The organism is Alteribacillus sp. HJP-4, from assembly GCF_042139015.1.
Lineage (GTDB): Bacteria > Bacillota > Bacilli > Bacillales > Marinococcaceae > JBHIKY01.
The window spans coordinates 80,791-105,915 of sequence record NZ_JBHIKY010000001.1 but is presented as its reverse complement, the minus strand read 5'-3'; the positions used below and the strand labels follow the sequence as shown (position 1 = coordinate 105,915).

Sequence of the window (25,125 nt, the reverse complement as noted above, 5' to 3'; positions counted from 1 at the left end):
AAACCATTACCAGGTCTGCCTTGGTGATGGTTTATTTATTAAAACAGCGATACCGACGATGACATAGAGAAGAGCAGGCAGAAGAGGGAACAGCAACCACCAAAACAGCAGAACAGCTGTCCCTGCACCGGCTAAAAAGAATACACCGGAGAGCAGCGGGCTTGTCTTTCTTATTTTAAGTGCCGCGAAACCCGCAGCTGCAATTAGAATTAATATTATGCTGTAAATGCTGTAATTGACAGAAGAGGCCTGCTCAAAAAAACCTGAAAGTGTTTCAGCTGAGACGTCACCGCCGCCCTCAACCTGCTGCTCAACCTCTTCGGTAAGATAGCTTTGAAAGTCCTCATTGGTTATCAGATTTCCAAACAATAATACTAGCCCCGCACAGGCGATAAAGAGAATAATACTAACAATGGCTGTTATTTTCAAAAAAGGCCCCTCCTAATAGAACGCTGATTCGACAACACTTACATAAATGATAATTATAATGAAGAAAGCGGTCTCAGTAAAGATATTTGAAAATTTTTTAAGAATGACCATTTTTACGAGTCCTGCTACCGCGGGTTGCCTGCCTGGCGGTCGTCTGCTCGGTTGGGGATCGACATTTAATAAAATAACGTATCTCTTGTCCGCATCCATTTCCCCAGCCAATTTCTTGCAGGCTTTCATCCAATTCTAAAGATCCAAGAAACAGAAACGCTAATTTCCGCAATCTCTCCATACGCAGCATAAGGCAGCAAGCCTAATAATTCCATAATACATTTCCATTAGTTAGAGCAGTGAAGATTATCGGCCTATTTTTCAGTTATCTCCTAAGCCTGGCCCTGCTTTTGAGAAATTCATGGTATTCTTTTCGTGAAACCTAAAAAATACATATATATAAAACATAATAGAGAGGAGTAAGCTATGACCTTTGCGATGCTTCAAATACTTGTTTTTCAAATTGTGTTACCGGCTATATTTATTTATTCGTTATGGAGAGGATCTTTTCACAGTCGTTTTTTCTGGCTGCTTCAGGTGCTGGCCGATGTCATGCTTATCGCCTGGATATTTTTCACAGGACGCTGGGATTGGATAGGTTATTATGTGAGATATCTTTGGCCGTTATTGCTTGTGCTCGCGATTTATTTTTCCTGGAAAAAGGCTCGGGGGCTTCCATTCCATAAACCATCGACCCGCGGGCAAAAATGGGCGCTTCTTCCAAACGTCTTTATTCTGCTTATTTTTGGGATGTACAATGTATTTGCGGTGAGCAGCTATTTTCCTGATGATGAACCGATTGAACTGGTTTACCCGTTGGAGAATGGCACTTATTATGTTGCTCATGGCGGTGCTCATACCCAGATGAACTACCACCATGCATACGAGCCTCAGCAGTATGCACTCGATATAGTGAAGCTGAATCAGGCAGGACTCCGCGCAAGTGGACTTTATCCAAAAACACTTGAGAAATATGCGATTTATGGTGATGAATTAACGAGTCCATGTGATGGGGAAGTCGTCGAAAGCAGGAATGATCTGCCTGATTTTGTGCCTCCCGAAGCTGATGGGGAAAATGTAGAAGGAAATTACGTCGCTCTTTCATGCGAAGGGATAGATGCACTGGTTTATATCGCTCATATGCAGGAGGGCAGCGCAGGCGTCGAAGAAGGAGACACAGTCGAAACGGGCCAGAGAATCGGACTTGTCGGAAACTCAGGAAATACGAGTGAGCCTCATCTGCACATTCATGCAGAAAAAAATGGGAAAGGGGTGCCGATTCATTTTAACGATAATTTTCTCGTTCGAAATAATGTAGTGCGCTGAGTGCAGATTTTTAAGACAGGAGCAGAGTATTTTCTATGCTCGTGTCTTTTTTCTTTTTAACTTCAAAAATGGAAATCCTACTTAGGCAGGGCTGAATTGATTGATGTAACTGGTATGATGTAAACAGCGGGCAATGACATGAAACAACAATTATATTTACTCTAGGACAAGCAGGTGATTTGATGACGAATCAGTTTGATGAGAAAGAAAACCGCAGAAAACGTCTCAGCGTTATGGCAGGTGCAGCATTTTTGATGGCGACCTCTGCTATTGGACCTGGTTTTTTAACCCAAACAGCCGTGTTTACCGAAGATCTGCTCGCAAGCTTTGCATTTGTAATATTGGCATCGATCATTCTTGATATTGGGGCGCAGATGAACATTTGGCGCATTATTGCGGTGGCAAGAATGAAGGGGCAGGATATTGCAAATGAAGTGCTTCCGGGTCTCGGATATCTCGTCGCGTTTTTTATCGTACTTGGTGGTCTGGCATTTAACATAGGGAATGTCGCAGGTGGAGGGCTTGGTTTTAATGCATTGACGGGTGTCTCCACCACAACGGGAGCAGTGGTGACTGCTTTTATATGTATTCTTGTATTTATTTATAAAGAGGCTGGCGCTGCCATGGACCTGATTGTACGCGCGCTCGGGGCGTTAATGATTGCTTTGACCGCCTACGTCATGTTTGTCAGCTCTCCGCCGGTGGGAGAAGCTGCCCTTCGGTCTGTTGCTCCAGTAGAAATAGATATCCTTACAATTATCACTATAGTAGGGGGGACCGTCGGAGGGTATATTACCTTTGCCGGGGGCCATCGTCTGCTTGATGCGGGTATATCCGGTAAAGAAAATATCCGTTATGTCACAAATACGTCCATTACCGGAATTGTAGTCGCATCCATCATGCGTGTCCTGCTGTTTCTTGCAGTACTGGGTGTCGTTTCAGCAGGAGTTTCCTTAGATCCTGATAATCCGACCGCTACGGTCTTTTTAACAGCTGCCGGAGACGTCGGGCTGCGTTTGTTTGGACTTGTGCTTTGGGCGGCAGGGATTACATCTGTTGTTGGGGCTGCGTACACGTCCGTCTCCTTTTTAACTTCTTTTCATCCAAGTATAGAAAAGAACAAACGATATTGGACCATTGCATTTATTTTATTTTCCACAGGCGTGTTTATTTTTGTAGGAGAACCTGTATTCCTGTTAATTTTTGCAGGAGCCTTCAATGGACTGATATTGCCATTGACTCTCGGTTCTATCTTACTGGCTGCGCACAGCAGTAAAATTGTCAAGGACTACCGCCATCCGATCTGGATGACCGTATTCGGTGCGCTGGTTGCGCTGGCGACAGCCGTACTCGGAATTAGAACCCTGATTACCCAATTTCAAAATTTCTTTTAACACTTGCTTATTATGCACTGCTGCGATACACCTTTTTCTCTTTTTTACATTTATAGCTCCCGCGGCAGCTATTTAAACTTCACTCTGTCCATTGACAAAAAAATCGTAGTGCCATAAAATTTTAAATACCTACTTTGTTATGCAAGGTAGGTATTCATTCAGATATCTACCTTGTATTGCAAAGTAGGGAGGGTAATGATGTCCATCCGCAGTCAATTGCTGAAGGGAATCCTTGAAGGATGTGTTTTGTCCGCTATTGAAAAAGAGCCGGTATATGGGTATGAATTGTCGAAAAAGCTGCAGAGTTTAGGACTTCCTGACGTCAGTGAAGGAACAGTATACCCGGTGCTGCTGAGACTGCAGAAAAAAGATTATATTTACGGGGAGATGAAACCGGCCCACAACGCTCCAAGCCGAAAATATTATTATTTAACACAGGACGGCGCCGATGCACTCGAAATGTTTCGCAGGGAATGGGAGCAGGTCCAGCCGGCAGTAAATAAATTAATGGAAAGAGAGGGGAGACCGTGATGGTGACGGCAAAGCAATTAATTAATGAAAATAATCACAAGAGAAAGCAATTGCATGAGCAAAATGAAAAATATTATTCGGGAATGCTCCTGTATCTTCGTTCTCATTTATCCTTGTCGGAGCAGAAAACAGAAGAAATTTTGATGGAAATACTCGACCATCTGCTGATAGCACAGCGAGAAAACCGGTCGGCAGAGGAAGTCTTTGGAACCAGGCCGAAAGAATATGCAGATCAATTGATCGAACAGCTTCCTAAGGAAGAACGGAAAAACAGCGTCCTGTTTATCGTACAGAATGCTTTCTTTTTTCTTGGTATCATAACGCTTTTTACCGGAATTAGCAGTTTGATCATACAGCCGTCTGCACCTGCATACCTAGGAAAGCTTGCGATTACGACATTAACAGGCTTTGTACTGCTCACAATTCTTGTGAAAGTGGTGTTTGCCTATATTGCTTACAGCAGTTTTATCGAGGTAAACAAAGGGAAGGAGTCGGCTGTGGCAGCTGCGATTGGTATGGCAGTGTTCGGTATCTTTATAGCCGTTGAATTATTCACTCCTGAATATCCGCCTGTTATTGAAAACGGCGGATGGGTGATCGTCTTGACGGGATTTATCAGCATGAGTTTTTATTATGTACTGAAGAAAGTGAACGACAGCTGAGATTTGCAACAATATAAAGTAAGCAGAGGCAGGGGGCGTCCTCCTGTCTCTTTTTTATAATGACATCTTATTAACCAGGTATTTATTTCTTTTTTCCTAAATTAAACATAAATAAGATTGAAACCCTTAGCAGGACCTCCGATATAAAAATAGTCAGGGTTTTAAGTCTTTTTTATCTGGTAAAATTATAGGGGTGGTGGAAAAATATCATGCCAAAAGTTTCATCAATTTTAGTGGAACAACTAAAGAAAAAAGGATGCGAGTACGTCTTTGGCATTCCTGGTAAACCAATAGTCCCACTTATATTAGAAATGGAATCACAAGGGATAAAATTTTCACTGGCCCGCCACGAGTGTGGGGCAGGGTACATAGCGACCGGCTATGCTCTTCAAAATGAAACGATTGGGGTCGCGTTGGGAACATCGGGGCCGGGGGGAACCAATCTGATCACGGCGGCGGCACAGGCTAAGGCTTATCATGCGCCGGTATTGTTTATTACCGGCCACCCGCCGCTGACGATGGCTGGTAAAGCATTGGGACAGGACTCAAGCATGTTCGGTACGGATCTGACAGAACTGTTTAAGCCGGTCACTAATTTCAGTGCCAAGGTAGAAGACGGACGCACTTTAAAAAACTACTTAGAGCACGCTTTCCAGAAAGCATTAACAGGTGCGAAGGGACCGGTCCATTTATCGATTCCATTGGATGTTCTTCTGCAGGAGATTGAGCCCTTTGAACTGCCGCTGCATGAGCTGGAGGATAAAGTGATTTCCGGGAATATTGTTCCTGCCGTGACGATGCTGAATCAAGCAGTGCGTCCTGTAATGCTGCTGGGGAAAGGAGCACATATTTCCGGGGCGTACGAAGAAGTACAAAAACTAGCAGAGTTGTGGAGCATCCCGGTAATTACAACACCTGGAGGCAAAGGGGTCTTTCCTACCAATCATCCTCTTTCTCTTGGAAGCTTCGGTCTTGGAGGCACAGAGGCAGCAGCAGGTTATTTGAAGGATGGAACAGATGTCATGCTCGTAATCGGCTCTAAACTCAGCGATATGTCCACCACTGGTTTACAAGAGCCATTCTTTCCGGAAAAAATTATTCAATTTGATTATAATCCTGAATTTGTAGGTAAATCCCTCCCAATTGAAACCCTCTTCGTTCAGGGGGACGCAAAAATAAATCTACAAAAAATCATAGCTGATGAACGTGCGGAGCACCGCGAAATAACAGTAGATCTCTCTTCTTATTGGCAGGCAGAGCAGGAAACGAGACGTGCTGTGAGAGAACTAAGTCCGGCAGTCCAACGGCTCTCCGCTGCTCATGTCATGGAATCATTACGCTCTATGCTGCCTCAAGAAACGTTAGTATACGGCGATGATGGCAGTCATACTTTTTATGGCATTAAGCATTTTGATGTAATCGAACCGGGGACATTTTTCTTTGATGATGTATTTGGAGCGATGGGGCATGCTATTGGGTTTGCTATAGGAGCCAAGCTTTCAAAGCCGGAAAAGACGGTCGTATGCTTGACCGGCGATGGCTGTATGTTTATGCACGGTCCGGAGATCTCTACTGCCGTCAACGAACAAGCCAACGTTATATTTATCGTACTAAATAATGGAATGCTCGATATGGTCGATAAAGGTATGCTTTATAATCTCGGCAGGTCCGTTGGGACAAGGTATGAAACGGAATTAGATGCGGCTCGTTTTGCTGGTTCACTCGGAGCGGACAGTTACAGATGCACCAATATGGATGAAATAGCGCAGGCAGCCGCCTCGGCACTTGCCAACAAAAATGGCCCTTCGGTTATTGAAATTATAGTGCAGAAGGATGAAATTCCACCGACTATGCAGCGAGGATAAATTATTATGGAGGTATGGAGGCTGGTTATGACTGAAAAACAAGCAGCAGGCTGGAAGCAGATAGAGGAAATGGAGGGCGAGCGCGGACTGTTCGCAATGGAAGAGCTAGAGAAATTTTCGCCGCGGCTCGCGAAGCTTGCTCTGGAATTTGGTTACGGCAATGTTTATGTCGACCAGGCCTTGACCTGCAGCAACGGGCGCTCGTGACCGTTGTCTACACTGATCACTCAGGGAGATACCGGCAGAGGGATGAGCTATCATTTCCGGGCGGCTCTCCATGTAAGGCTGGCGGTTTTGGGTAATGCTTATCTGTTGAACAGAAAGCAGATATTTTGTAAATCGAAACATGTTTTGAAATAATATATCCATAGCTCTGTCACTACGATGATAATTGAGAAAAATAACAGGAGGAACAGCACATGCCGCATTTATTTTCTCCCTTACAATTAAATGATGTAACGCTTCGAAACAGAATTGGAGTATCACCGATGTGCCAATACAGTGCAAAAGACGGGACGCCGAATGACTGGCATTTTGTTCATTTGGGATCTCGAGCCGTTGGCGGAGCCGGTCTGGTATTTGTAGAAGCAGCTGCAGTGGAGCCGAGAGGTCGCATATCTCCGGAGGATCTTGGAATTTACAATGAAAAACATACGGAGGCTTACCGCCGCATAACCGATTTTATGAAAGAACATGGCGCTGTTCCTGCCATCCAGCTCGCACATGCCGGCCGAAAAGCATCTACATACCGGCCCTGGGAAAAGGACGAAAAAGGAGCAGGTGTATCTGACGAGCAAGGAGGGTGGCAGGTTATTGGACCAAGTCCGATTGCTTTTGCGGAAGGCTACAAGCTGCCTGAAGAACTATCCAAAGAAGAAATTCATAACATTCAGGAATCATTCAGACTGGCGACGGTCAGAGCAAGAGAAGCTGGATTTCAACTGGTGGAATTCCATGGGGCCCACGGATATTTAGCCCACAGCTTTTATTCCCCTCTTTCTAATGACCGTACGGATGAATACGGGGGCAGTTTTGAGAATCGCATCCGTTTTGTTTTAGAAACGGTCCGGATTATGCGCAGGGAATGGCCGGAAAACCTGCCATTTTCCGTCCGTATTTCGAGTTCGGACTGGATCGAAGGCGGGTGGACAGTCGAAGATTCGGTCGAGCTCGCGAAGCGTTTGAAAAATGAAGGGGTCGATATTATTGACTGCAGCTCGGGAGGAAATACTCCTGACGCCGTCATTCCCGCAGGAGCAGGTTACCAAGTGCCTTTTGCAGAGAAGATCCGTGCGGAGGCAGACATTTACACAGCAGCTGTTGGAATGATTACCCAGGGTATGCAGGCCGATGAGTTAATTCGAAATGGCAGGGCGGACATTGTACTGCTCGCCAGGGAAATGCTCCGGGATCCGTACTGGCCGCTGCGCGCTGCTCAGGAAGTACACCAGACAGATTCTCTCGCTGTGCCCCCGCAATACGAACGGGGCTGGCAGTAAGTTTACGTTAAAGGGGGCTGTATCATAAATGATACTCGCCCTTTTGCATGGTAAAAAAAGCAGTGGACAAGTCCTTCGCTTTCCGTAGGGCAGCGCTTCAGCTAACCGGGCGAAACCCACGCCCGGCGGATCTTCAGCCGCTGCTCTTCCCACCGGAGTCTTCGGACTTGTCCCCCTGCTATCTTCTATTTAGGATACTACTTTTTCTATAAAAAGGGGGCTTTTGCTACAGCCCCTTTGTTATTCTTGAAAATGGAATGGGTGAAGTGTCTGGAAAGAGGGAATGGGGTTCAATGAAGGGAGAGGGTACTAGTTGAATCATGAAGCATTTCTAAAGCAGGCTGTGGAAATTGCAGGGAGAAACGTCACAGAAAATGGGGGGAGGCCGTTTGGGGCTGTGATTGTGTGCGGTGGGGAAGTAATAGCCACCGGAGCTAATGATACGAAAGGAACCCACGACCCGACCGACCACGCAGAAACGGTGGCGATCAGAGAAGCGTGCCGGATACTGGAGAATGAATTATTGTCGGATTGTATAATGTATGCCAGTGGTGAGCCCTGTCCAATGTGCGAGGGGGCGATCCGCAATGCTGATATGAAAGCGGTATACTTTGCAGCATCGAAAGAGACAGCGGAAGCCTCTCATGTGAACCCTAAAAAGAAAAATCAGTCAGTCGAGTTTCAGCATGTGAAGCTCGAAACCAGCTCCACTCCATTTGATCTCTGGATAGATAAATTAGAAAGTAAACAGTAGAGGAAGGGTCAATGCCGGTAAACCCCAAACCGTTCAGAGCTTACCGGTTACCCGGTCCTCGGATCAGCTCGATTTGCTTTAACACGTGGAACTCAGAAGTTCTGTCATCAGGGTTGAGCCAGCGTCCATTGTAAAAAAAATGAGCTGCGGCGGATGCCGAACAGCATTCCACGGAAGACACCACTCAGTCGAATAGAGCCGGATTTCCAGCATCTTAAAAAATAACTCAAAATAGAAAAGCTGTTCCTTGGATCCATGTAGGTAATTATTATTTCATCCCCGTATTTGCTGTGAATGGCTCTATAAATGGTGCCGAGCCTTTCCATTTCTGCCCGTTCTTCCTTGAAAGTTTCAGACATATTGATGAACCCGTCATCAGTAAGGCCGCCGCATCAGTCACCGCCGATTTGAGTCGTTACTCGAATAACCATCACTTCGTCCTTCAATTTGCATTCCTCCCTATATTATGATTTGTGATAGCGCTTTCTTTAAGTATCTGATGGAAGCCGGACCTTGTCAATGAACATAGTAATCAAACGTTTGTTTACCATGATATGCTATTAAGTAGCGAACCTGCTAGAATGAACGTATCTTCGGAAAGAGGTGTATATTTTGAAGAAAATACAATTAGGCAAAAGTAATGTGGAAGTTTCAGAGATTGGATTAGGATGCATGCGTATGGATGCGCTTTCTAAGCAAGATGCGGCCGAAGTGATTGATAATGCCGCCGCATCCGGCATTGACTTCTTTGACCATGCAGATATTTATGGAGGAGGATCTTCCGAGGAAATTTTCGCAGAAGGGCTGGAGCTGAGCTCTGCAGCCAGGGAAGATATCTTTCTTCAGACAAAGTGCGGGATCCGGAAAGGTTTTTTTGATTTTTCAAAGGAACATATACTTCAATCAGTGGATGGCAGCCTGGAACGTCTGAAGACGGATTATATCGATATTTTACTGCTGCACCGGCCGGATGCTTTAATGGAACCTGAAGAAGTGGCGGAAGCTTTCACTGCATTAATGGAAAGTGGCAAAGTAAAGTACTTCGGTGTCAGCAATCAAAATCCGATGCAGGTGGAGTTATTAAAGAAATACGTGGACCAGGAATTAATTGTGAATCAGCTGCAGCTTAGTATTATGCAGTCGGGAATGATTGATGCCGGATTAAACGTTAACATGCAGCATGACCCTGCGATTGTCAGGGATGGGAGCATCCTTGACTACAGCCGTCTGAATGATATGACCATTCAAGCGTGGTCGCCTTTTCAATACGGCATGATGAAGGGAGTATTTGTCGGCAATGATAAATTCCCCGAGTTGAATAGAAAGCTGCAGGAGATTGCGAATAAATATGATATTACTGACTCTGCAGCTGCGATTGCGTGGATATTAAGGCATCCCGCCAACATACAGGCAATTGTCGGTACAATGAACAAAGAGCGGCTTGCAGGGATTGCCGGGGCATCTGATATCTCCATAACAAGAGAAGAGTGGTATGAGATTTATCGTGCCGCCGGAAACGACCTGCCATAAATAGAAAAAGGAGCCGGGGGAAATGAAAACCCTTGGCTCCTTTTTGTAAATTTGATACATATTGTAATCATTCTGAGTACAATCTTTCATTCATCCTTTAAATATTCTAGAATTTGGGAATCATTTCTATAAGCCTTACTACTTTCCTTTATAATAGGAGCGTGGATAATATGAGTAATCAGGAGGAAAACATCAGAGAATACTTCCAACAGCTTGAGCGTAGCTACTACATGGATGCGCACAAAGGCATGGCGGATTTTGATGAAGCAGTTGCGATTGGCTACGGCCAGACAATATCTCAGCCATCTCTCGTTCTTGCCATGACATTGGCATTGGATGTCCATCCGGAATCACGTGTACTCGAGATAGGAACAGGCTCTGGATTTCAGACAGATGTACTGGCTGCTTTTTCAAAGAAGGTATTTACGGTGGAACGAATTGAACCGCTGTATGAGAAGGCCCGGGAGAAATTAGGAGAGGCGGGATTTACAAACATTCAATACCGGCTTGGTGATGGGAGTTCAGGCTGGAAGGAGCATGCTCCGTATGACCGGATTATGGTTACGGCCGCAGCTTCAAAGATCCCTGCGGCATTAATAGAACAGCTTGAGAAAGGAGGAAAGATGGTAATTCCGGTTGGAAGTTCCTTTGATCAAGAATTAACATTGATCGAGAAGGATGAAAAAGGACAAATCACTTCGACATTTCTTATGCATGTGGTGTTTGTGAGGCTCGAAGGGGATTATGATTAATCATTCCCACGGACAAGCTGTTGTCTTTCATTAAAAAACACTTTATATCCAAGCTGCACAAATGAAATTACACTGAGGGAAACAGCCCCAATGATGCCGAGCAGGATAGCAATCTGATATTCAATAGCACTGACAGGGTCAGCTCCTGCTAAAATCTGCCCCGTCATCATCCCAGGTAAAAACACGATCCCCATTCCTACCATCTGATTTACGGTAGGCAGAATTGCAGCATCAAACGCACGATTTTTTATTTTCCGTGATGCGGCTTTTGGCGATGCTCCGAGCATCAGAGCTGCTACCACCTCTCTCTTCTGCTCCTTCATCCCATCAATCAGCGTCTGTACGCCAAGACTTACACCCGTCATTGAATTACCTATAATCATACCGGCAATCGGAATAAAATAGCGAGGGTCATACCATGGAGAAAATTGAATCACAACAAAATTGAAATAAAGCAGACTTGCGAGGGAACCTGCTGCCATCGCAGTCATCACTGCCCTTTTTAACCGCTTTGACAAATGACCGCGCACTCGTTTGTATATATTAAAAATCGCAAATCCGATCATTAAAAGGACAACCACGGCCGTAAAAAGTGGATGTGGATTTTCGAATAAATACATTAAGACATAGCCGACAAGCAGCAGCTGTATCGTCATGCGCAGCGTGGCGATGATGATTTCTTTTTCTCTGGGAATTTTGCGCCAGCGAACAAGAGCAAGCAATAATGCGACAAATAAATAAGCCGCGGCGAGCTGCCAGATCGTTAAGTTAATCATCGAATCATTCATGCGCCGGCCACCTTCTGAGAATAGTGGTGGAAATCGATAATCGCATCGGAGAAGGACTCTGCGATCGCATGGGAATGCGTAACAAAGATCACAGTTTTGTTTTTTTCATCAGCAAAGCGCATAAATTGCTCCATTACTTTTTCTTCCAATTCTTCATCGAGTGCAGAGGTCGGTTCATCTAAAAGAAGAATCGGACTTTCCATCAGTGTCATCCTTGCGAGAGATAAGCGCTGCTGCTCCCCGCCGGAGAGAAGAGAGGCGTCATCGGAAAGAGCCTTTTTTAAAGAAAACCGGGAGAGAGCTTCTTCGCATGCCTGGGCATCAGGGATGGGCCGGCAGGCAAAACGTGCTCCCGCCGTCAGATTATCCTCTACGGAATCCCCAAACAACACCGGCTGCTGCGGCAGCATGGCAGTCTCACGGCGGTGTGCAACGGCGTCTGTTTCGTTTAGGTTTTTTCCCCGAAAATAAATCGTTCCATCGGTAGGAGAAATCATAAGGTTTAGTAACTTTAAAAATGTCGATTTTCCGCTCCCGCTTTCTCCGATGACAGCCACTTTTTTAAATTCATCAATCGATAAAGAAGGGATGTGTAAAATCGATTGAAAAGAAACATCGTTGAATTGAAACAAAAGGAACTCACTCCTTACTTAATTCATGTAGTTGTAGTGTATCCGCTTGCTCATTTAATATAGCTGTCTGCATGGATCGAATGAAATCTATGCAGTATGATAAAGTATGAATGAACCGAATTAGTAAGATTAGAAAGAGGGGGCTGCTGGTGCGTTCGTTTTGGTTTTGGTTCATCTTATTATTGATCACGTTCAGCTTTTCATTACTCCACATTTCCGAAGATGTCCTGAGCGTCCCATGGCGGCTGATTTTATGTGCTCTCTTTTTCATTTTCTACTTCCTTATTCCACTTTTTTCTAATCATGATTTTATACAGACAGTTATATTGTATGTTGCCTGCGGACTGGCGGCTGCTGCCTTGTGGCCGGAATATGGAGTTGTCTTGAATCCTTATCCGCTGCTCGTGTTTTCGATTCTTGCAGGCGAAGCGGTATTCCGTTTATCTCTTCGGAAGACTGCGGGGGCGGGGGTCATTCTTTTAACCGGTGCGCTCCTTCCAACATTTTTTCAGTACACAGCCCTTCCCCCGTTATTTATCATCTTATATTCGGCCCTGCTTATCGCAGCTTTTATCCTGTTTCGTACATATTTTGATTCCGAGGAGGAAACTGCTGCCCGCAGTGAAGCGCTGTTGAGCGAGTACAGAAGCATGAAACGCCGCCTCGTCTCGGAGGAAGAGCTTACCCGCCGGGATGAACGGATTCAAGTGGGTCGTGATATTCACGATTCTGTCGGCCATAAGCTGACAGCTTTATTGATGCAGCTGGAGGTACTTCGCTTAAAAGATCAGCCTGCCGCCGCAAAAGATATCGACGAGCTGAAGACATTAGCGCAGGAAAGTCTGGATGATACAAGAAGTGCTGTAAAAGCTTTAAAGCAAAAAGAGACCGGCGGAGTTGCTGCAATTTTACGATTAATACGAAAGCTGGAGTCGGAGAGCTTTATCCGAGTCAACTTTTCCGTTAAGCAAGGGGCACTTTCAGCTCCTCTCAGCAATGATCAATCGATAGCTGTGTATCGTGCCGTGCAGGAAGCGTTAACTAATATTATGAGACACAGCCGGGCGAAGGAAGCAAATATTGTATTTGAAGCACCCGGCAGAAGTATTTTCCGATTTGAAATTACTAACTCACTCGAAGAAAAAGTGACGTTGAAAGAAGGCTTTGGACTGCGTTCCATGCGGGAGAGAATCGAGCAGACCGGCGGGGAGCTGGATATAATTCATAACAGCTCACAATTTATAATCAGAGGGAAATTTATTTTCGGGGGAAAGGAAGGATGACGCTATGATACGGCTCTTACTGGCAGAGGATCAGACAATGGTCCGGCACGGTTTAAAGATGATGATTGAAACAGATCCTGAGCTTGAGGTAGCTGGAGAGGCAGGGAATGGAAAAGAAGCCATTGCTCTTTGTGAAATAAATGCCTATGATCTGGTGATTTTAGATGTCCGAATGCCGGAGATGGATGGGTTGGAAGCGGCGAGAATCATTCATTCGCGCTGGCCGGAGCGAAAAGTCCTTATGCTTACAACGTTTAATGATGATGAATATGCGCTTGAAGCATTAAGGGCCGGGGCCAGCGGCTATATGCTCAAGGAGGCAGATTCTGACTCACTGATCCGCTCGATTAAAAGCTGTCTCTCCGGTGGACTCTCTCTGCAGGAGAAGGTAGCAGCAAAGATAATGCCTAAGCTGTTAAAAAAGGATAGCGGGAGACCGCGGATTGACCCATCGCTTACTCCGCGTGAAATTGATATTATGCGAAAGATCGGTGAAGGACGCAGCAACAAAGAAATTGCCGATGAATTGGGATTGTCTGTCGGTACCGTTAAAAATCACATCAGCGTGATGCTCGACAAGCTGGAGCTGCGGGACCGGACACAGATTGCTATATATGCCATCCGCAATAATGTGATTTAAATAAAGTGACGGAGGTCATGGGGTGGACAAACTAGTGATGACGCAAGGCAGTGGGAGCACTGTCTTTTTTTTAATATACTTTGCTTATCGGAAGGGAAAATTCTGAGGTGGCAGGAGGGTGTTATATGTTAGAAACGACTGAATTGACCAAAGCCTTTAAAGGAAAAACAGTGGTAAAAGACGTGAGTCTTTACCTTAATAAAGGAGAATCCGTCGGGCTGCTTGGACCGAATGGAGCGGGGAAATCAACCACTATTTCTATGATTTGTTCGCTGCTGAAACCAAGCTCAGGAGATGTACGGTTTCATGGAAAAAGTATTGTGAAAAATCCTGGAACAATTCGAAAGGTTATTGGTGTTGTACCCCAGGAAATCGCATTATATGAGGAATTATCGGCACGGGAAAACCTGAAGTTTTTTGGCGGTATTTATAAGTTAAAAGGGATGGAGCTGGATAGGCGTATTCAAGAGGTCCTGGAAATTGTAGGTTTGCAGGAACGGCAGAAAGAGCTTATAAAAACGTATTCAGGTGGAATGAAACGCCGGATTAATATTGCGGCAGCTCTATTGCATGAACCTGAAATTGTTATTATGGATGAGCCGACCGTAGGTATTGACCCCCAGTCGCGCAACCATATACTCGAGACGGTAAGGCTGTTAAATCAGGAAAAAGGCACCACAGTTTTGTATACAAGCCATTACATGGAGGAAGTCGAGCAGTTGTGCAGCAGAGTCTATATTATGGATCACGGTCAGATGATTGCGTCCGGTACGAAACAGGAGCTGCTGCAGATTTTATCTGGAGAAGAGACAATGCAGCTGAAGCTCGAAGGAGACCGTGGTGGCATCGTGGAGGAGCTCGATGGTTTTACGGACATTCTTCAAATTGATGAAACAGAGGAAGGCTTGAAGCTGATCGTGAAGAAAGGCAGCAATATTTTGAGCGGAGTGGTGCATGCTGCGGAAAGACATCAGGTTCAGGTGATTAATATTCATGTACACACTCCGAGTCTTGAAGATGTCTTTCTTCACTTGACGGGTAGAAAGCTGAGAGATTAAGAAGGGAGGCAGGCAAATGGGTTCTTTTTTTAAGAAAGATTTATTAATCGTCTGGAGAGACAGAAAAGAAACAATTTTTTCTCTCATCATGCCTTTCGTTTTAATAGCGATATTGAGCTTTGCGATGCCCGGGATGATAGAAAATCCCGCCGCCAACCTTGAGATGAATATTGCAGTGGTAGATAAGGAAGAGGAGGAAAACGGCCTCCGGGAATTTCACGAATCCTTACAGAAAAAGGATTTACCCGAGGAAGCTGCTGCTTCCCTTAAAGAAAACTCAGAGGGCCTGGCCCCGAAATCGATATTGATGAGCATGCTGAGAAATGATGACATGCAGGAGTGGCTGAGCGTGACAGAGGTCGATGAAGAGACAGCCCAACAGCAGTTAAAGGAAGAAGAAGTAGACGCTGTTTTTACCATACCAGAGAATTTTACCTATGATTCGTTGAATAATATGCTCCTTGATGAAGGAGACGGGGCTGCTATATCAATTATTGCAAATAATACTTCCATGCACGTCGACATCCTTGAAGAGATGGTAGATAGTTTATTTCATACGATGAACCTGCAAAGCGCTGTCGGACACGAACTTGGGGAGAATGCAAATGCTTTTTTTGAAGCAGAGCAGGTATTTCCGGAAGGCGGGTCAGAGAGGTTATCCGGGAATAAGCCGCTGACAGCCTTTCAGTATTTTACGCCAGCGATGGGGATTATTTTTGCTTTATTTGTTTCGTTGACAATCGTTACGAAAGCTGCGAAAGAAAAGCGGGAGCTGGTGTTTGAGCGTATCCTGCTTTCGAATAATAACCCTCTTTATTATTTAAGCGGGAAAATAACCTCTACTTTCTGTTTTGTGTTTATTCAGCTGACCCTCCTAATAGGGTTATGCCATGTAGTATTTCAGCTTTTTCCGGACCGTTCCCTGCAATTCTGGCTTGGCATAGTAGTGTTTGTATTCCTCTTGGCATTTTTTACTGCGGCGATGAGCGCTTTATTTACATCGATCGTTTTTCAAATGAAGTCCTCTGATTCCGCACTGTTTTTGTTTACTGTCGTGATTACGGCCATCGGCACGGTAGGAGGAAGCTTTGTACCGATTTATGTGCTGCCGGACTGGCTGCAGAGCATTGGCAGAGAAACACCGAATGGCTTCATGTTATTTACATTTATTGAATGGATTCAAAATGATGTCCCGGCGGATCTTATGGCGGCAATTGTGAAAATGATGGCGTATTCCGTTCTTCTTATCGGCCTGGGAACGTGGATATTTCCTGCTAGGAGGAAAAGAGCATGAAATCAATATTTTTAGCCCAGTGGATGAAAGACAGGCGCAATCCGACGCTGGTCGTGATGTTTTGTGCTCTGAGTGTCATAGCTACGCTGCTGTTTAGTATGAATTCCGGCAGTAAAATTCACGTTTACGTGTTTCCTGAGGATTCTTTAACGTTAACAGAAACAGAAGAGTGGCTGGATATATTAAATGACAATGACACGTTTATGTTTCAAGAAGTTGAAGAGGAGCAGGCACGCACAGATGTAAGTGAAGGCCGAAGAAGCGCAGCCGTTCAATTAATGAAGGAGGATTACCGGATCTTTTCAGCCATGGAGGATCCGAATGCTCAGCTCGTTGAACAGTATGTACAGGCGGTTTATACGGAGGAACTTCAGCTTCGAACGGCGGAGCTGGCCGCCCCGGATCCTGAAGAATTTAGAAAAGAAGTGCAGGAACGCATGGAGGATCCAGGTCTTACTGTGGAGACGCAGTCTCCAGACGGGGGCGCGCTGGTCGAGCATAATATGGGAACACAGCTATTGTTTGGTTTTACGATGTTTCTAGTCATGTTTACAGTAGGCTTTAAAGTAAATGCTATATCTTTAGAAAAAGCAACAGGTTTGTGGGACCGCGTTATTTTATCTCCGGTTACGAAATGGAAAATGTACAGCGGTCATCTGGCCTACACTTTTCTGATCGGTATGCTTCAGATTGTGATTGTATTTCTTATCTTCTTATTCGGATTTGGATATGACATAGGAGATCGTTTTGGTGTTCTGATGATAATTGCTGCTTGCTTTACTTTGACAATGACTGCTTTTACAATGTTGATTTCCGGACTTCTCAGAACGCAGGAACAATTTATGATGGTATTTCCATCGGTTATTCCTTTAATGCCATTGATCAGCGGAGTCTATATGCCGCCGGGCTTTATTGATAACGACGTGATGCTTTTTGTCGCAGAGTTTATTCCGCTTACTCATGCGATGGAAGCGATGATGGGAACGACCTTGTATGATTATGGATTTTCTGAGCTGCTGCTTCCGCTTGCAAAATTAATGCTGATCGGTGCTGTCTGTATGGGGGTGGGCATTAATTTGATGGAGCGTGGCAAGCAGTGAAGAGGAAAATGAATGAAGCTTGCGGATTGCCGGCGAAAAGTTGGCAGTAAGGCAGTCCCCCAATCTATATCCATTGTTCGGAGCGCAGCCACAGTTTTTCTCCGGACAAAGGTTCCGCTATTTGCTCCAAATAGCTGATTTTATGACTTTGCCGGACGTGGAGGGAGACGGCTCTTTCGATTAGCGTCCGCCGCCAGCATACGGAAATTATCGAGAACCTTTTCAAATCCTGCTTTGAGTTTCAATGAAGCTGTTTCACAGGCTGTTATTCACGTCGCCGGTAGACACCAGGTGCGACACCATAATGCTTTTTAAAGACTCTGTGAAAATAAGGATACGATCCAAAGCCGCTTTCCTCGGCGATATGCTCGAGAGTCATCATCGTGTACGTCATTCGATCAATTGCAGCAGAGAGGCGGATTTCAAGGGCGTACTGCATCATTGTTTTCCCGACATGATGCTTGAATAGGTGAACGGAGCGCGACACACTGAGCCCAGCGTTTGCCGCTACATCTTCCACCATTAAATGGGAAGTGGCGTGCTCTTCTATATAGCGCATCATGCGGGTCACCACATACGGACGGCTGAAGGTGGGGGCAGTCTCATTAACAGCCCTCTCAAGTGATAAACAGAGCGCCTGCAATAAATAATGGGAAAGCTCCTTTTTTTCCTCCGAAGAAGGCCGTCTCTCTTCAATAATGAGATGCCGCCATAAGGAGATCAGTTTTTCATCGAGATCAATTCTTGAGACCGTTGGTTTCGCCGACCTCTCCCACCAGTCGTCCACCCACTTCCCCTCACAGAATAAATGATAATCACCGCTTGCTTCCTGTGCTTCAATTTTTAATTGATATTGATCCCCCGGCTTAATAAGCAGAAGATCTCCTTTTTCAATATGCACTTTTCTTTTGTTTACAGATACCTCACAGAAGCCTTCCGTCTGCAGCCTGAAAAGATATCCAGGAAAGCCGGCACGATGTTGAGAAAATTCACGCTGTTTGTGGTAGGAATAACCACAGAACCCGATATTTGTTTGTTCCATTTTATTAATCCTTTCTAATTATCGATCGACATATGCTGATATTGGCTACTTAAAGTATTCTTTGAAATACACTCATGTAAAAAATAAATAGCAAAATAGTGCATGTTTTAATTATATCATCTATATAAATTTGGTGGTGTATCACCTACGATGGAATCAAATAAGAAATATGTAAGCGGTTCAAACGAAAAGAGGGTGTAAAATGTCAAATATTCCAGTAGCAGTGCAGTTGTTTTCACTTCGTGAGGAAACGGAAAAGGATTTTGCGGGAACGCTTCGAAAGGTAGCTGATTTTGGCTATGATGGTGTAGAATTTGCTGGTTACGGAGGAATGGAAGCGCCGGAGCTTAAGGAACTGCTTGATGAACTTGGACTCCGGGCAGCGGCAAGTCATGTGCCTCTCGATCAATTAGAAGATAATCTTGATGCAGTCATCGATTATCAGAAGACGATTGGCAGTAATTATATTGTTTGTCCTTTTCTGACGGAAGACCGCCGCAGCGAAAAAGAATATATTGCTTTGACTGCTTTCTTAGATAAAGCAGGAAAGCAATGCCGGGAAGCGGGGCTGACACTATGTTACCATAACCATGATTTTGAACTCGAACAGCTGTCGGATGGACGCTCGGCGCTGGAGACCATTTTTGAAGATACGGCACCGGAAAATGTAAAAACCGAGCTGGATATTTATTGGCTGACGAAGGCAGGAGAGGACCCGGTGGAGTGGATTAAGCGCTACAATAGGCGGGCTCCTCTCGTCCACTTAAAGGATATGACCACCGATGACGAGAAGTTTTTTGCGGAACTGGGAACAGGAGGAGTTAATTTAGAAGGAGTTCTTGGGATGAGTGAAGAAGCAGATATTGAGTGGTGGGTGGTAGAGCAGGATCAAAGCCGCCGAACGCCCCTTGAGAGTATAGAAATGAGTATCAATTACTTAAAAAAACAAAAATAGTAGGAGGAACTATCATGAGTACTTTAAGAGTCGGCATCGTCGGATGCGGCAGTATCGCCCAGCACCGCCATCTGCCGGAATACGCGGCTAATAGTAATGTAGAAATTATTGGCGTATGTGATGTTGTTGCGGACCGGGCGAAAGAAATGGCCATTAAATATGATGCGAAAGCCTTTACTGAATATGAGGAAATGCTTAAGGATGAAAAAATCGACGCCATCAGCGTCTGCCTGCCTAACTACCTGCATGCCCCGGTTTCCATTGCTGCTTTAAACGCAGGTAAACATGTGCTTTGTGAAAAGCCGATGGCAACTTCACGTGATGAAGCGGAAAACATGATTTCAGCAGCAAATTCCTCCGGGAAAAAGCTGATGATCGCTCATAACCAGAGATTCGTACCAGCTCACCAAAAGGCAAAGCAGCTGCTCGCAGACGGGGCGCTTGGTAAAATTTACAGCTTTCGTACAGCTTTTGGCCACGGTGGTCCGGAAGGCTGGAGTATCGATGGTGCAAAAAGCTGGTTCTTTAAAAAAGAAGAAGCATTTATCGGCGCAATGGGGGATCTCGGTGTCCATAAAACCGATATGCTCCGCTATATTTTAGGAGAAGAATTTGCAGAGGTTGGGGCATTTGTTGAAACAAGCGCAAAGCAGAATGCCGATGTAGATGATACAGCAGTATGTGTACTGAAAACGGAAAGCGGCATCGTCGGAACCCTTGCAGCAAGCTGGTCCTACGTTGCCGGAGAAGATAATTCGACAATCATTTATGGAGAAAAGGGAATCGCACGCCTGCTTGATGACCCAGTCGATTCATTGATTGTTCAGTATCAGACAGGGGAAACTGTCAAATACGAGCTCGGCGGTATTCAATCGAACGATGAAGGAGGCCAGACGACGACAGAAGTAATCGACCGTTTTGTTAAGGCAATATTGAATGATGAGGAATCTCCCGTCTCTGGAAAAGAAGGCATGAACTCGCTGCAGGTCATTTTAGCAGCGTTGGAATCCCAGGAAACAAAGCAGATAATATCTATAAATAAGGAAGTGTCGGTCAAATGAAATTAGGAGTATTTACCGTATTATTTGCAGACAAACCATTCGAAGAAATGCTTGATCACGTCCAGGCTTCAGGATTAAAGGCAGTTGAAATCGGAACAGGAGGCTATCCCGGCAATAATCACTGTGACATTGATGCTCTGCTGGACAGCGAAGGAGCACGCAAATCATATCTCGACAAAGTTCACAGCCGCGGCTTAACCATCAGTGCGTTCAGCTGCCACGGCAACCCGATCTCTCCAGACAAGGATTTTGCTGAAGAGTGCCATCAGGTATTCAGAAAGACAGTTAAGCTGGCTTCGTTAATGAACGTTCCGGTGGTTAACACTTTTTCCGGTACACCGGGAGATCATGACGACGCCAAATACCCGAATTGGCCGGTGACGCCATGGCCGAATGAGTACGGTGATATTTTAAATTGGCAGTGGGAAGAAAAGCTTATTCCTTATTGGAAGGAACAGGGAGCTTATGCTGAAGAGCACGGGGTAAAAATAGGTCTGGAGCTACACGCAGGCTTTCTTGTGCACACCCCGCACACTATGCTGAAGCTGCGCGAAGCGACAAATGATGCCGTTGGCGCAAATCTCGACCCAAGTCATTTATGGTGGCAGGGTATTGATCCAGTAGCCGCGATTAAAATTCTCGGACGGGCGAATGCAATCCACCATTTCCACGCGAAAGATACGTATATCGACCAGGAGAATGTAAATATGTATGGACTGACGGACATGCAGCCATACGGCGAGGTACAGACCCGCGGATGGAGCTTCCGTTCCGTCGGTTATGGCCACAGCATGCAGGAATGGTCCAATATAATCAGCGCCCTCCGAACATTCGGATATGATTATGTCGTCAGTATTGAACACGAGGATCCGATCATGTCGATTGATGAAGGCTTCCGCCAGGCCGTGAAAAATCTGAGGGACGTGAATATCGAAGAGCAGCCTGCAGAGATGTGGTGGGCTTAAAATTTTAGAAAAACAAGCCTGTTGTGAGTCATTCACAGCAGGCTTGTTTTCATTGTTTGAGTATAAGGTTTTCTGAAGGAAATATGTAAATACAGCAGTTAATGTTTTGTCAATGCCTGGAGGTGGTAATTTTTGGACAAGGAGGTGGAATAAAATGATACACATTAAAACGCTGGGTATGAAAACAGCGTTGATTAGTTTTGTGTTATTACTCGTATTAACTGGGTTCGGTAACCAATGGGTCAACACCATGCTGCTTGCCCTATTAATGGTGCTGATTTCTTATGTTGCAGCAGGAGATATATTTATTTTAAAGCTAACTAACAATATTGTTGCCATAGCCGCTGATTTAGTACTCACGTTATTAATGGTTTTGGTTGTTTCCATCCCCATTCTCGATACGGCTGTTCCTTTTCCAATTGCCCTGGTTGCTGCAATTCTTATCACGGCAGGAGAGTGGTTCTTTCATAAATATATGAAACGTAACGTGCATCCGGAGCTGGATCAAGCGATGCCATCTTAAACAATAACACGTCAAATCTCGAAATGAGGTTTATATATAAACAATTTAAGGTACGCTGCGAATGAACAGGAACGGGAGCATCTTTCCCATGTTTTGGTTAAGCTAGCTGATAAAACAAATAAATAAATTCTTTGACAAAGAGACGGGAAAAAAACAAAACCAAGCTCAATGCATGGTTTTTTGAATTGACAATGCTTCTCATCGTGTTAAGATAAAATGAAATGTTCATAATAGATTTTCCACTAGGGGAGCCGGGGGACCGGCTGAGACAAAAGGAAGAACTTTTAAACCCTTAGAACCTGATCTGCGTAACTGCAGCGGAGGGAAGTGGATTCGTTACAGAAATGATAAATATATCTGAAGCGGCCACTTTCTTTTAAGAGAGTGGTCTTTTTCAATTGGGGAACGACGAAATAAAGAGGGGGCATCCGGCGGATGAATTCAGCCTATCAGGAAATGAAGAAAATGATAAAAGCATTAATCCTTGAAGAGTCGGTTTCGTCTGATGAATTTTTTGAGAGAGCGAAACAGCTTTTTGCTTATCAATATCACCATAATCAGCCATACCGGAAATTCTGCCGCAGGCGCAGGGTGCGCCCGGCAGCGGTTCAGCGCGTCACCGATATTCCTCCCATACCGATTCAGGCGTTTAAGGAAGCGCCGTTATTATGTTCAGCTGATGAGGAGATCGAGAGGACATTTATGACGAGCGGGACGACTAATCCAAACAAACGTGGAAAAAATGGTCAGCGCGACCTTGAAATTTATGATCTCTCCACGAAGGTACATTTTAAAAAATCAATGCTGCCGGATGTCAGTAAAATGAAAATGATCCTCCTCTTTCCCGAGGAAAATGAATTGCCGAATTCATCTCTCGCTCATTATCTTCATGTGATTAAAGAAACGTTTGGAGCAGAAGACAGTGAATATGTTGTCTCAGCGGACGGCTTTGATAAAGAAAGACTGTCCATGCTCTTAAAAAAATCGGAAGAAAAGGATGAGCCTGTATTTATCCTGGGAGCTACCTTTTCAATTATTGCCTACTTAGATGAATGCGTGGAAAATGGCATCTCCTACCGTCTTCCGGCTGGAAGCCGGATTATGGACACGGGGGGGTCTAAAGGATATTCAAGAGAAATAGAGCCTCTTGAGTTGAAAAAACGATTAAGCAGACTGTTTTCCATTCCTGAGCATGCCTGCGGCAACATGTACGGGATGACAGAGCTCAGTTCACAAATTTATGACCAGACTCTGCGGCTGGGGGGGAGAAAGGGTCTCAAAAGACCTCCGCATTGGCTGAAAACGATCATCGTGGACCCGGAAACTCTTCAAGAAAAACGAGAAGGTGAAGCAGGAATTATCGTTCATTATGATTTGGCTAATATTAACTCGGTTGCGGCAATCATGACCGAAGATATTGGTAAAAAAGAGGGAGACGGTTTTCATTTACTTGGCCGGGCAGCCGGTACGGAAGCCAAAGGCTGTTCCCTTGCATTAGAAGAATTTTTGTCATCCCGCCTGGGCGAAGATGGTTCTTTATGACATCTCTTTATACAGGAGCCTTCCTCACGGGACTATCGGAAAAGAATGTGACCTTTACTCGTCTTACCTATGAAAATCATGGACGGAATGTCCAAATCGATGTACCACAATTAGAAAAATCACAGCTGCAGACAATCATTTCCTCAATAAAACACCAACAAAGAGAGTATCTCAACGGGCGCACCACCTCTGAGATGGTTGAAATTATAGATGAAGTTGTCCAGAAGTGGCTTAACCCCACTTACGAGCTCCGTCAATTTGCAGAAGAAACCCTTCCTGTGATCACTGGCTATGATGAGGAAATGATTCGATTATTTTTAGCGAACTATTTTCGCAAATTTCGAAAGCCATATCTTCAGCGAATGATCGAGGAAGATTTTACGAATCCACTCGTACTTGATGAATTTAGGCCAAGAAGAGCCGGAGGGTTAACAAGAGCGTACGGAGCGGAACTGATCGCCCATATATTTTCAGGAAATGTTCCCGGTCTTCCGCTTTGGGGTCTTGTTTCCAGTCTTCTTGTAAAATCGGCTGCACTCGGTAAAGTTTCCTCGGAGGAGCCATTATTCCCAGCGTTATTTGCTAAATCTATCGCAGAAGTGGACCCGGACGCGGCAAAGGCGCTTGCTGTCGTTTGGTGGAAAGGCGGCACTGTTAGCCTGGAGGATACCCTCTACCACAACGCCCAGGTGGTGACGGCTTATGGAGCAGACCAGACGATGAATGAAATTTCCAGTAGGCTTCCTGCTCATGTGCGTTTTGTACCGCACGGCCATAAGGTCAGCTTCGGTGTACTGGCGAAGGAAGCACTCAGCAGCAGCCTTGCCTGGCAGAGTGCCCAGCGTGCCGCAAAGGATGTTTCATGGTTTGATCAGCAGGGCTGTCTATCCCCTCATGTTTTTTATGTCGAAAAAGATGGAGATTTTAGTCCAAAGGATTTTACTCGCCTGCTGGCTCATGAAATGGAAAATTTTCAACATAAAATGAAGAGCTCGGAGTTAACGGCAGAGGAAGTGAATGCGATCCGGCGTGTTCGGACTGACGCGGAGTTCAATAAGGATAAGGAAGTCATAGCCAGCGAAAAAGGGGCCTCCTGGACGGTCATTCATCAGGAGCAGCAGACTGCGTTTCCGTTATCTGTTTTAAATAGAGTGATTACCGTTGTTCCAATAGACACTCTTTCAGAGCTTAGAGAAAAAACTTCAGATATTCGCCAGTACGTCCAGACTGCAGGTATTTCCTGCCCCCCTCAAAAACTTCAGCAGTTGATTTATACCCTGGGAGATTGCGGGGTTAATAGAATATGTTCAATTGGGGAAATGTCTCTTCCGGAACCAGGCTGGCATCATGATGGTCGGCCAAACCTCGGTGAATTTGTCTACTGGTGCGACGTTGAATCCTCGGTTGAAAGGATAACCGAATTATATGATCCGGACCGTGACTAAGAAG

The 25,125-nt window shown here is 45.1% G+C and carries 26 protein-coding genes and 1 riboswitch; of the genes, 21 read left to right on the top strand and 5 right to left on the bottom strand.

All coding sequences use genetic code 11. The features are described from left to right. Nucleotides 1-6: 6 nt before the first annotated feature. On the bottom strand, nucleotides 7-429 hold the full coding sequence (locus ACE4RR_RS00465) for a hypothetical protein (protein ID WP_375533425.1): 423 nt from the start codon (nucleotides 427-429) through the stop codon (nucleotides 7-9). Between the two features lie 477 nt (nucleotides 430-906). Between ACE4RR_RS00465 and ACE4RR_RS00460 the strand changes: the two genes are divergently transcribed. From ACE4RR_RS00460 to ACE4RR_RS00425, 8 genes are all read left to right on the top strand, one after another. After that, entirely contained in the window at nucleotides 907-1,806 is a 900-nt protein-coding gene (locus ACE4RR_RS00460) for a M23 family metallopeptidase (RefSeq protein ID WP_375533424.1), read from the top strand. Nucleotides 1,807-1,988: 182 nt separating this feature from the next. After that, nucleotides 1,989-3,200 carry an NRAMP family divalent metal transporter gene (locus ACE4RR_RS00455; protein WP_375533423.1) on the top strand — a complete coding sequence of 404 codons (1,212 nt, stop codon included), beginning with the start codon at nucleotides 1,989-1,991 and terminating at the stop codon, nucleotides 3,198-3,200. 198 nt (nucleotides 3,201-3,398) lie between these two features. Continuing rightward, a complete protein-coding gene (locus tag ACE4RR_RS00450; RefSeq protein WP_375533422.1) occupies nucleotides 3,399-3,731 on the top strand; it encodes a PadR family transcriptional regulator in 333 nt (110 codons plus the stop codon). Then, on the top strand, nucleotides 3,731-4,393 hold the full coding sequence (locus ACE4RR_RS00445; RefSeq protein WP_375533421.1) for a DUF1129 family protein: 663 nt from the start codon (nucleotides 3,731-3,733) through the stop codon (nucleotides 4,391-4,393). The genes ACE4RR_RS00450 and ACE4RR_RS00445 overlap by 1 nt, the downstream gene beginning before the upstream one ends. Before the next feature lie 209 nt (nucleotides 4,394-4,602). Next, on the top strand, nucleotides 4,603-6,258 hold the full coding sequence (locus ACE4RR_RS00440; protein ID WP_375533420.1) for a thiamine pyrophosphate-binding protein: 1,656 nt from the start codon (nucleotides 4,603-4,605) through the stop codon (nucleotides 6,256-6,258). A gap of 6 nt (nucleotides 6,259-6,264) precedes the next feature. Further along, nucleotides 6,265-6,465, top strand: a complete 201-nt coding sequence (locus tag ACE4RR_RS00435) for a hypothetical protein (RefSeq protein ID WP_375533419.1) — start codon at nucleotides 6,265-6,267, stop codon at nucleotides 6,463-6,465. 212 nt (nucleotides 6,466-6,677) lie between these two features. Next, entirely contained in the window at nucleotides 6,678-7,757 is a 1,080-nt protein-coding gene (locus tag ACE4RR_RS00430) for an NADH:flavin oxidoreductase/NADH oxidase (RefSeq protein ID WP_375533418.1), read from the top strand. A gap of 313 nt (nucleotides 7,758-8,070) precedes the next feature. Further along, nucleotides 8,071-8,511, top strand: a complete 441-nt coding sequence (locus ACE4RR_RS00425) for a nucleoside deaminase (RefSeq protein ID WP_375533417.1) — start codon at nucleotides 8,071-8,073, stop codon at nucleotides 8,509-8,511. 107 nt (nucleotides 8,512-8,618) lie between these two features. Here the strand turns inward: ACE4RR_RS00425 and ACE4RR_RS00420 are convergent, their stop codons facing one another. Then, nucleotides 8,619-8,870, bottom strand: coding sequence for a hypothetical protein (locus tag ACE4RR_RS00420; RefSeq protein ID WP_375533416.1), 252 nt, complete (start codon nucleotides 8,868-8,870; stop codon nucleotides 8,619-8,621). 253 nt (nucleotides 8,871-9,123) lie between these two features. On the opposite strand from ACE4RR_RS00420, the gene ACE4RR_RS00415 reads away from it, so the two are divergent. Together ACE4RR_RS00415 and ACE4RR_RS00410 are read left to right on the top strand one after the other, a co-directional pair. Continuing rightward, the gene (locus ACE4RR_RS00415; protein WP_375533415.1) at nucleotides 9,124-10,041 is read left to right on the top strand and encodes an aldo/keto reductase; all 918 of its coding nucleotides are present in this window, start codon (nucleotides 9,124-9,126) and stop codon (nucleotides 10,039-10,041) included. Between the two features lie 170 nt (nucleotides 10,042-10,211). Next, complete coding sequence (locus ACE4RR_RS00410; protein ID WP_375533414.1) at nucleotides 10,212-10,793, top strand: protein-L-isoaspartate(D-aspartate) O-methyltransferase; 582 nt, start codon at nucleotides 10,212-10,214, stop codon at nucleotides 10,791-10,793. Here the strand turns inward: ACE4RR_RS00410 and ACE4RR_RS00405 are convergent. Beyond that, nucleotides 10,790-11,581, bottom strand: coding sequence for an ABC transporter permease (locus tag ACE4RR_RS00405; protein ID WP_375533413.1), 792 nt, complete (start codon nucleotides 11,579-11,581; stop codon nucleotides 10,790-10,792). The two genes, ACE4RR_RS00410 and ACE4RR_RS00405, sit on opposite strands and share 4 nt — an antisense overlap. After that, nucleotides 11,578-12,213, bottom strand: coding sequence for an ABC transporter ATP-binding protein (locus tag ACE4RR_RS00400; protein WP_375533412.1), 636 nt, complete (start codon nucleotides 12,211-12,213; stop codon nucleotides 11,578-11,580). Before ACE4RR_RS00400 ends, ACE4RR_RS00405 begins: the two co-directional genes overlap by 4 nt. 149 nt (nucleotides 12,214-12,362) lie before the next feature. Between ACE4RR_RS00400 and ACE4RR_RS00395 the strand changes: the two genes are divergently transcribed. The 5 genes from ACE4RR_RS00395 to ACE4RR_RS00375 all read left to right on the top strand — a co-directional run bounded on the left by ACE4RR_RS00395 (nucleotide 12,363) and on the right by ACE4RR_RS00375 (nucleotide 17,588). Beyond that, entirely contained in the window at nucleotides 12,363-13,496 is a 1,134-nt protein-coding gene (locus ACE4RR_RS00395; protein WP_375533411.1) for a sensor histidine kinase, read from the top strand. Nucleotides 13,497-13,500: 4 nt separating this feature from the next. Then, the gene (locus tag ACE4RR_RS00390) at nucleotides 13,501-14,136 is read left to right on the top strand and encodes a response regulator (protein WP_375533410.1); all 636 of its coding nucleotides are present in this window, start codon (nucleotides 13,501-13,503) and stop codon (nucleotides 14,134-14,136) included. Nucleotides 14,137-14,261: 125 nt separating this feature from the next. Next, nucleotides 14,262-15,194, top strand: coding sequence for an ABC transporter ATP-binding protein (locus ACE4RR_RS00385; RefSeq protein WP_375533409.1), 933 nt, complete (start codon nucleotides 14,262-14,264; stop codon nucleotides 15,192-15,194). A 16-nt stretch (nucleotides 15,195-15,210) separates the two neighbouring features. Further along, nucleotides 15,211-16,488: an ABC transporter permease gene (locus tag ACE4RR_RS00380; RefSeq protein ID WP_375533408.1), complete on the top strand. Its 1,278-nt coding sequence runs from the start codon at nucleotides 15,211-15,213 to the stop codon at nucleotides 16,486-16,488. Continuing rightward, on the top strand, nucleotides 16,485-17,588 hold the full coding sequence (locus ACE4RR_RS00375) for an ABC transporter permease (protein ID WP_375533407.1): 1,104 nt from the start codon (nucleotides 16,485-16,487) through the stop codon (nucleotides 17,586-17,588). Before ACE4RR_RS00380 ends, ACE4RR_RS00375 begins: the two co-directional genes overlap by 4 nt. Nucleotides 17,589-17,853: 265 nt before the next feature. On the opposite strand, the gene ACE4RR_RS00370 is transcribed toward ACE4RR_RS00375, so the two are convergent. Then, a complete protein-coding gene (locus ACE4RR_RS00370) occupies nucleotides 17,854-18,630 on the bottom strand; it encodes a helix-turn-helix domain-containing protein (RefSeq protein ID WP_375533406.1) in 777 nt (258 codons plus the stop codon). 202 nt (nucleotides 18,631-18,832) lie between these two features. On the opposite strand from ACE4RR_RS00370, the gene ACE4RR_RS00365 reads away from it, so the two are divergent. The 6 genes from ACE4RR_RS00365 (at nucleotide 18,833) to ACE4RR_RS00340 (ending at nucleotide 25,121) form a co-directional block, all read left to right on the top strand. Next, nucleotides 18,833-19,585, top strand: coding sequence for a sugar phosphate isomerase/epimerase family protein (locus ACE4RR_RS00365; protein ID WP_375533405.1), 753 nt, complete (start codon nucleotides 18,833-18,835; stop codon nucleotides 19,583-19,585). A gap of 14 nt (nucleotides 19,586-19,599) precedes the next feature. Then, nucleotides 19,600-20,646: a Gfo/Idh/MocA family protein gene (locus ACE4RR_RS00360; protein WP_375533404.1), complete on the top strand. Its 1,047-nt coding sequence runs from the start codon at nucleotides 19,600-19,602 to the stop codon at nucleotides 20,644-20,646. After that, nucleotides 20,643-21,611, top strand: a complete 969-nt coding sequence (locus ACE4RR_RS00355) for a sugar phosphate isomerase/epimerase family protein (protein WP_375533403.1) — start codon at nucleotides 20,643-20,645, stop codon at nucleotides 21,609-21,611. Before ACE4RR_RS00360 ends, ACE4RR_RS00355 begins: the two co-directional genes overlap by 4 nt. A 154-nt stretch (nucleotides 21,612-21,765) precedes the next feature. Further along, a complete protein-coding gene (locus tag ACE4RR_RS00350) occupies nucleotides 21,766-22,134 on the top strand; it encodes a DUF2512 family protein (protein WP_375533402.1) in 369 nt (122 codons plus the stop codon). Nucleotides 22,135-22,368: 234 nt separating this feature from the next. Next, a riboswitch (TPP riboswitch) is annotated at nucleotides 22,369-22,477 on the top strand. A 92-nt stretch (nucleotides 22,478-22,569) separates the two neighbouring features. Further along, the gene (locus tag ACE4RR_RS00345) at nucleotides 22,570-23,676 is read left to right on the top strand and encodes a LuxE/PaaK family acyltransferase (RefSeq protein ID WP_375533401.1); all 1,107 of its coding nucleotides are present in this window, start codon (nucleotides 22,570-22,572) and stop codon (nucleotides 23,674-23,676) included. Further along, entirely contained in the window at nucleotides 23,673-25,121 is a 1,449-nt protein-coding gene (locus ACE4RR_RS00340; RefSeq protein WP_375533400.1) for an acyl-CoA reductase, read from the top strand. The genes ACE4RR_RS00345 and ACE4RR_RS00340 overlap by 4 nt, the downstream gene beginning before the upstream one ends. Nucleotides 25,122-25,125: the final 4 nt, after the last annotated feature.

Bases quoted from the DNA above. Each gene is read 5' to 3' on its own strand.
- ACE4RR_RS00460 (WP_375533424.1), top strand. From the start codon at position 907: ATGACCTTTGCGATGCTTCAAATACTTGTTTTTCAAATTGTGTTACCG.
- ACE4RR_RS00430 (WP_375533418.1), top strand. From the start codon at position 6,678: ATGCCGCATTTATTTTCTCCCTTACAATTAAATGATGTAACGCTTCGA.
- ACE4RR_RS00455 (WP_375533423.1), top strand. From the start codon at position 1,989: ATGACGAATCAGTTTGATGAGAAAGAAAACCGCAGAAAACGTCTCAGC.
- ACE4RR_RS00365 (WP_375533405.1), top strand. From the start codon at position 18,833: ATGTCAAATATTCCAGTAGCAGTGCAGTTGTTTTCACTTCGTGAGGAA.
- ACE4RR_RS00450 (WP_375533422.1), top strand. From the start codon at position 3,399: ATGTCCATCCGCAGTCAATTGCTGAAGGGAATCCTTGAAGGATGTGTT.
- ACE4RR_RS00410 (WP_375533414.1), top strand. From the start codon at position 10,212: ATGAGTAATCAGGAGGAAAACATCAGAGAATACTTCCAACAGCTTGAG.
- ACE4RR_RS00435 (WP_375533419.1), top strand. From the start codon at position 6,265: ATGGAGGTATGGAGGCTGGTTATGACTGAAAAACAAGCAGCAGGCTGG.
- ACE4RR_RS00375 (WP_375533407.1), top strand. From the start codon at position 16,485: ATGAAATCAATATTTTTAGCCCAGTGGATGAAAGACAGGCGCAATCCG.
- ACE4RR_RS00445 (WP_375533421.1), top strand. From the start codon at position 3,731: ATGGTGACGGCAAAGCAATTAATTAATGAAAATAATCACAAGAGAAAG.
- ACE4RR_RS00345 (WP_375533401.1), top strand. From the start codon at position 22,570: ATGAATTCAGCCTATCAGGAAATGAAGAAAATGATAAAAGCATTAATC.
- ACE4RR_RS00380 (WP_375533408.1), top strand. From the start codon at position 15,211: ATGGGTTCTTTTTTTAAGAAAGATTTATTAATCGTCTGGAGAGACAGA.
- ACE4RR_RS00385 (WP_375533409.1), top strand. From the start codon at position 14,262: ATGTTAGAAACGACTGAATTGACCAAAGCCTTTAAAGGAAAAACAGTG.
- ACE4RR_RS00405 (WP_375533413.1), bottom strand. From the start codon at position 11,581: ATGAATGATTCGATGATTAACTTAACGATCTGGCAGCTCGCCGCGGCT.
- ACE4RR_RS00355 (WP_375533403.1), top strand. From the start codon at position 20,643: ATGAAATTAGGAGTATTTACCGTATTATTTGCAGACAAACCATTCGAA.
- ACE4RR_RS00350 (WP_375533402.1), top strand. From the start codon at position 21,766: ATGATACACATTAAAACGCTGGGTATGAAAACAGCGTTGATTAGTTTT.
- ACE4RR_RS00340 (WP_375533400.1), top strand. From the start codon at position 23,673: ATGACATCTCTTTATACAGGAGCCTTCCTCACGGGACTATCGGAAAAG.
- ACE4RR_RS00360 (WP_375533404.1), top strand. From the start codon at position 19,600: ATGAGTACTTTAAGAGTCGGCATCGTCGGATGCGGCAGTATCGCCCAG.
- ACE4RR_RS00440 (WP_375533420.1), top strand. From the start codon at position 4,603: ATGCCAAAAGTTTCATCAATTTTAGTGGAACAACTAAAGAAAAAAGGA.
- ACE4RR_RS00370 (WP_375533406.1), bottom strand. From the start codon at position 18,630: ATGGAACAAACAAATATCGGGTTCTGTGGTTATTCCTACCACAAACAG.
- ACE4RR_RS00390 (WP_375533410.1), top strand. From the start codon at position 13,501: ATGATACGGCTCTTACTGGCAGAGGATCAGACAATGGTCCGGCACGGT.
- ACE4RR_RS00420 (WP_375533416.1), bottom strand. From the start codon at position 8,870: ATGTCTGAAACTTTCAAGGAAGAACGGGCAGAAATGGAAAGGCTCGGC.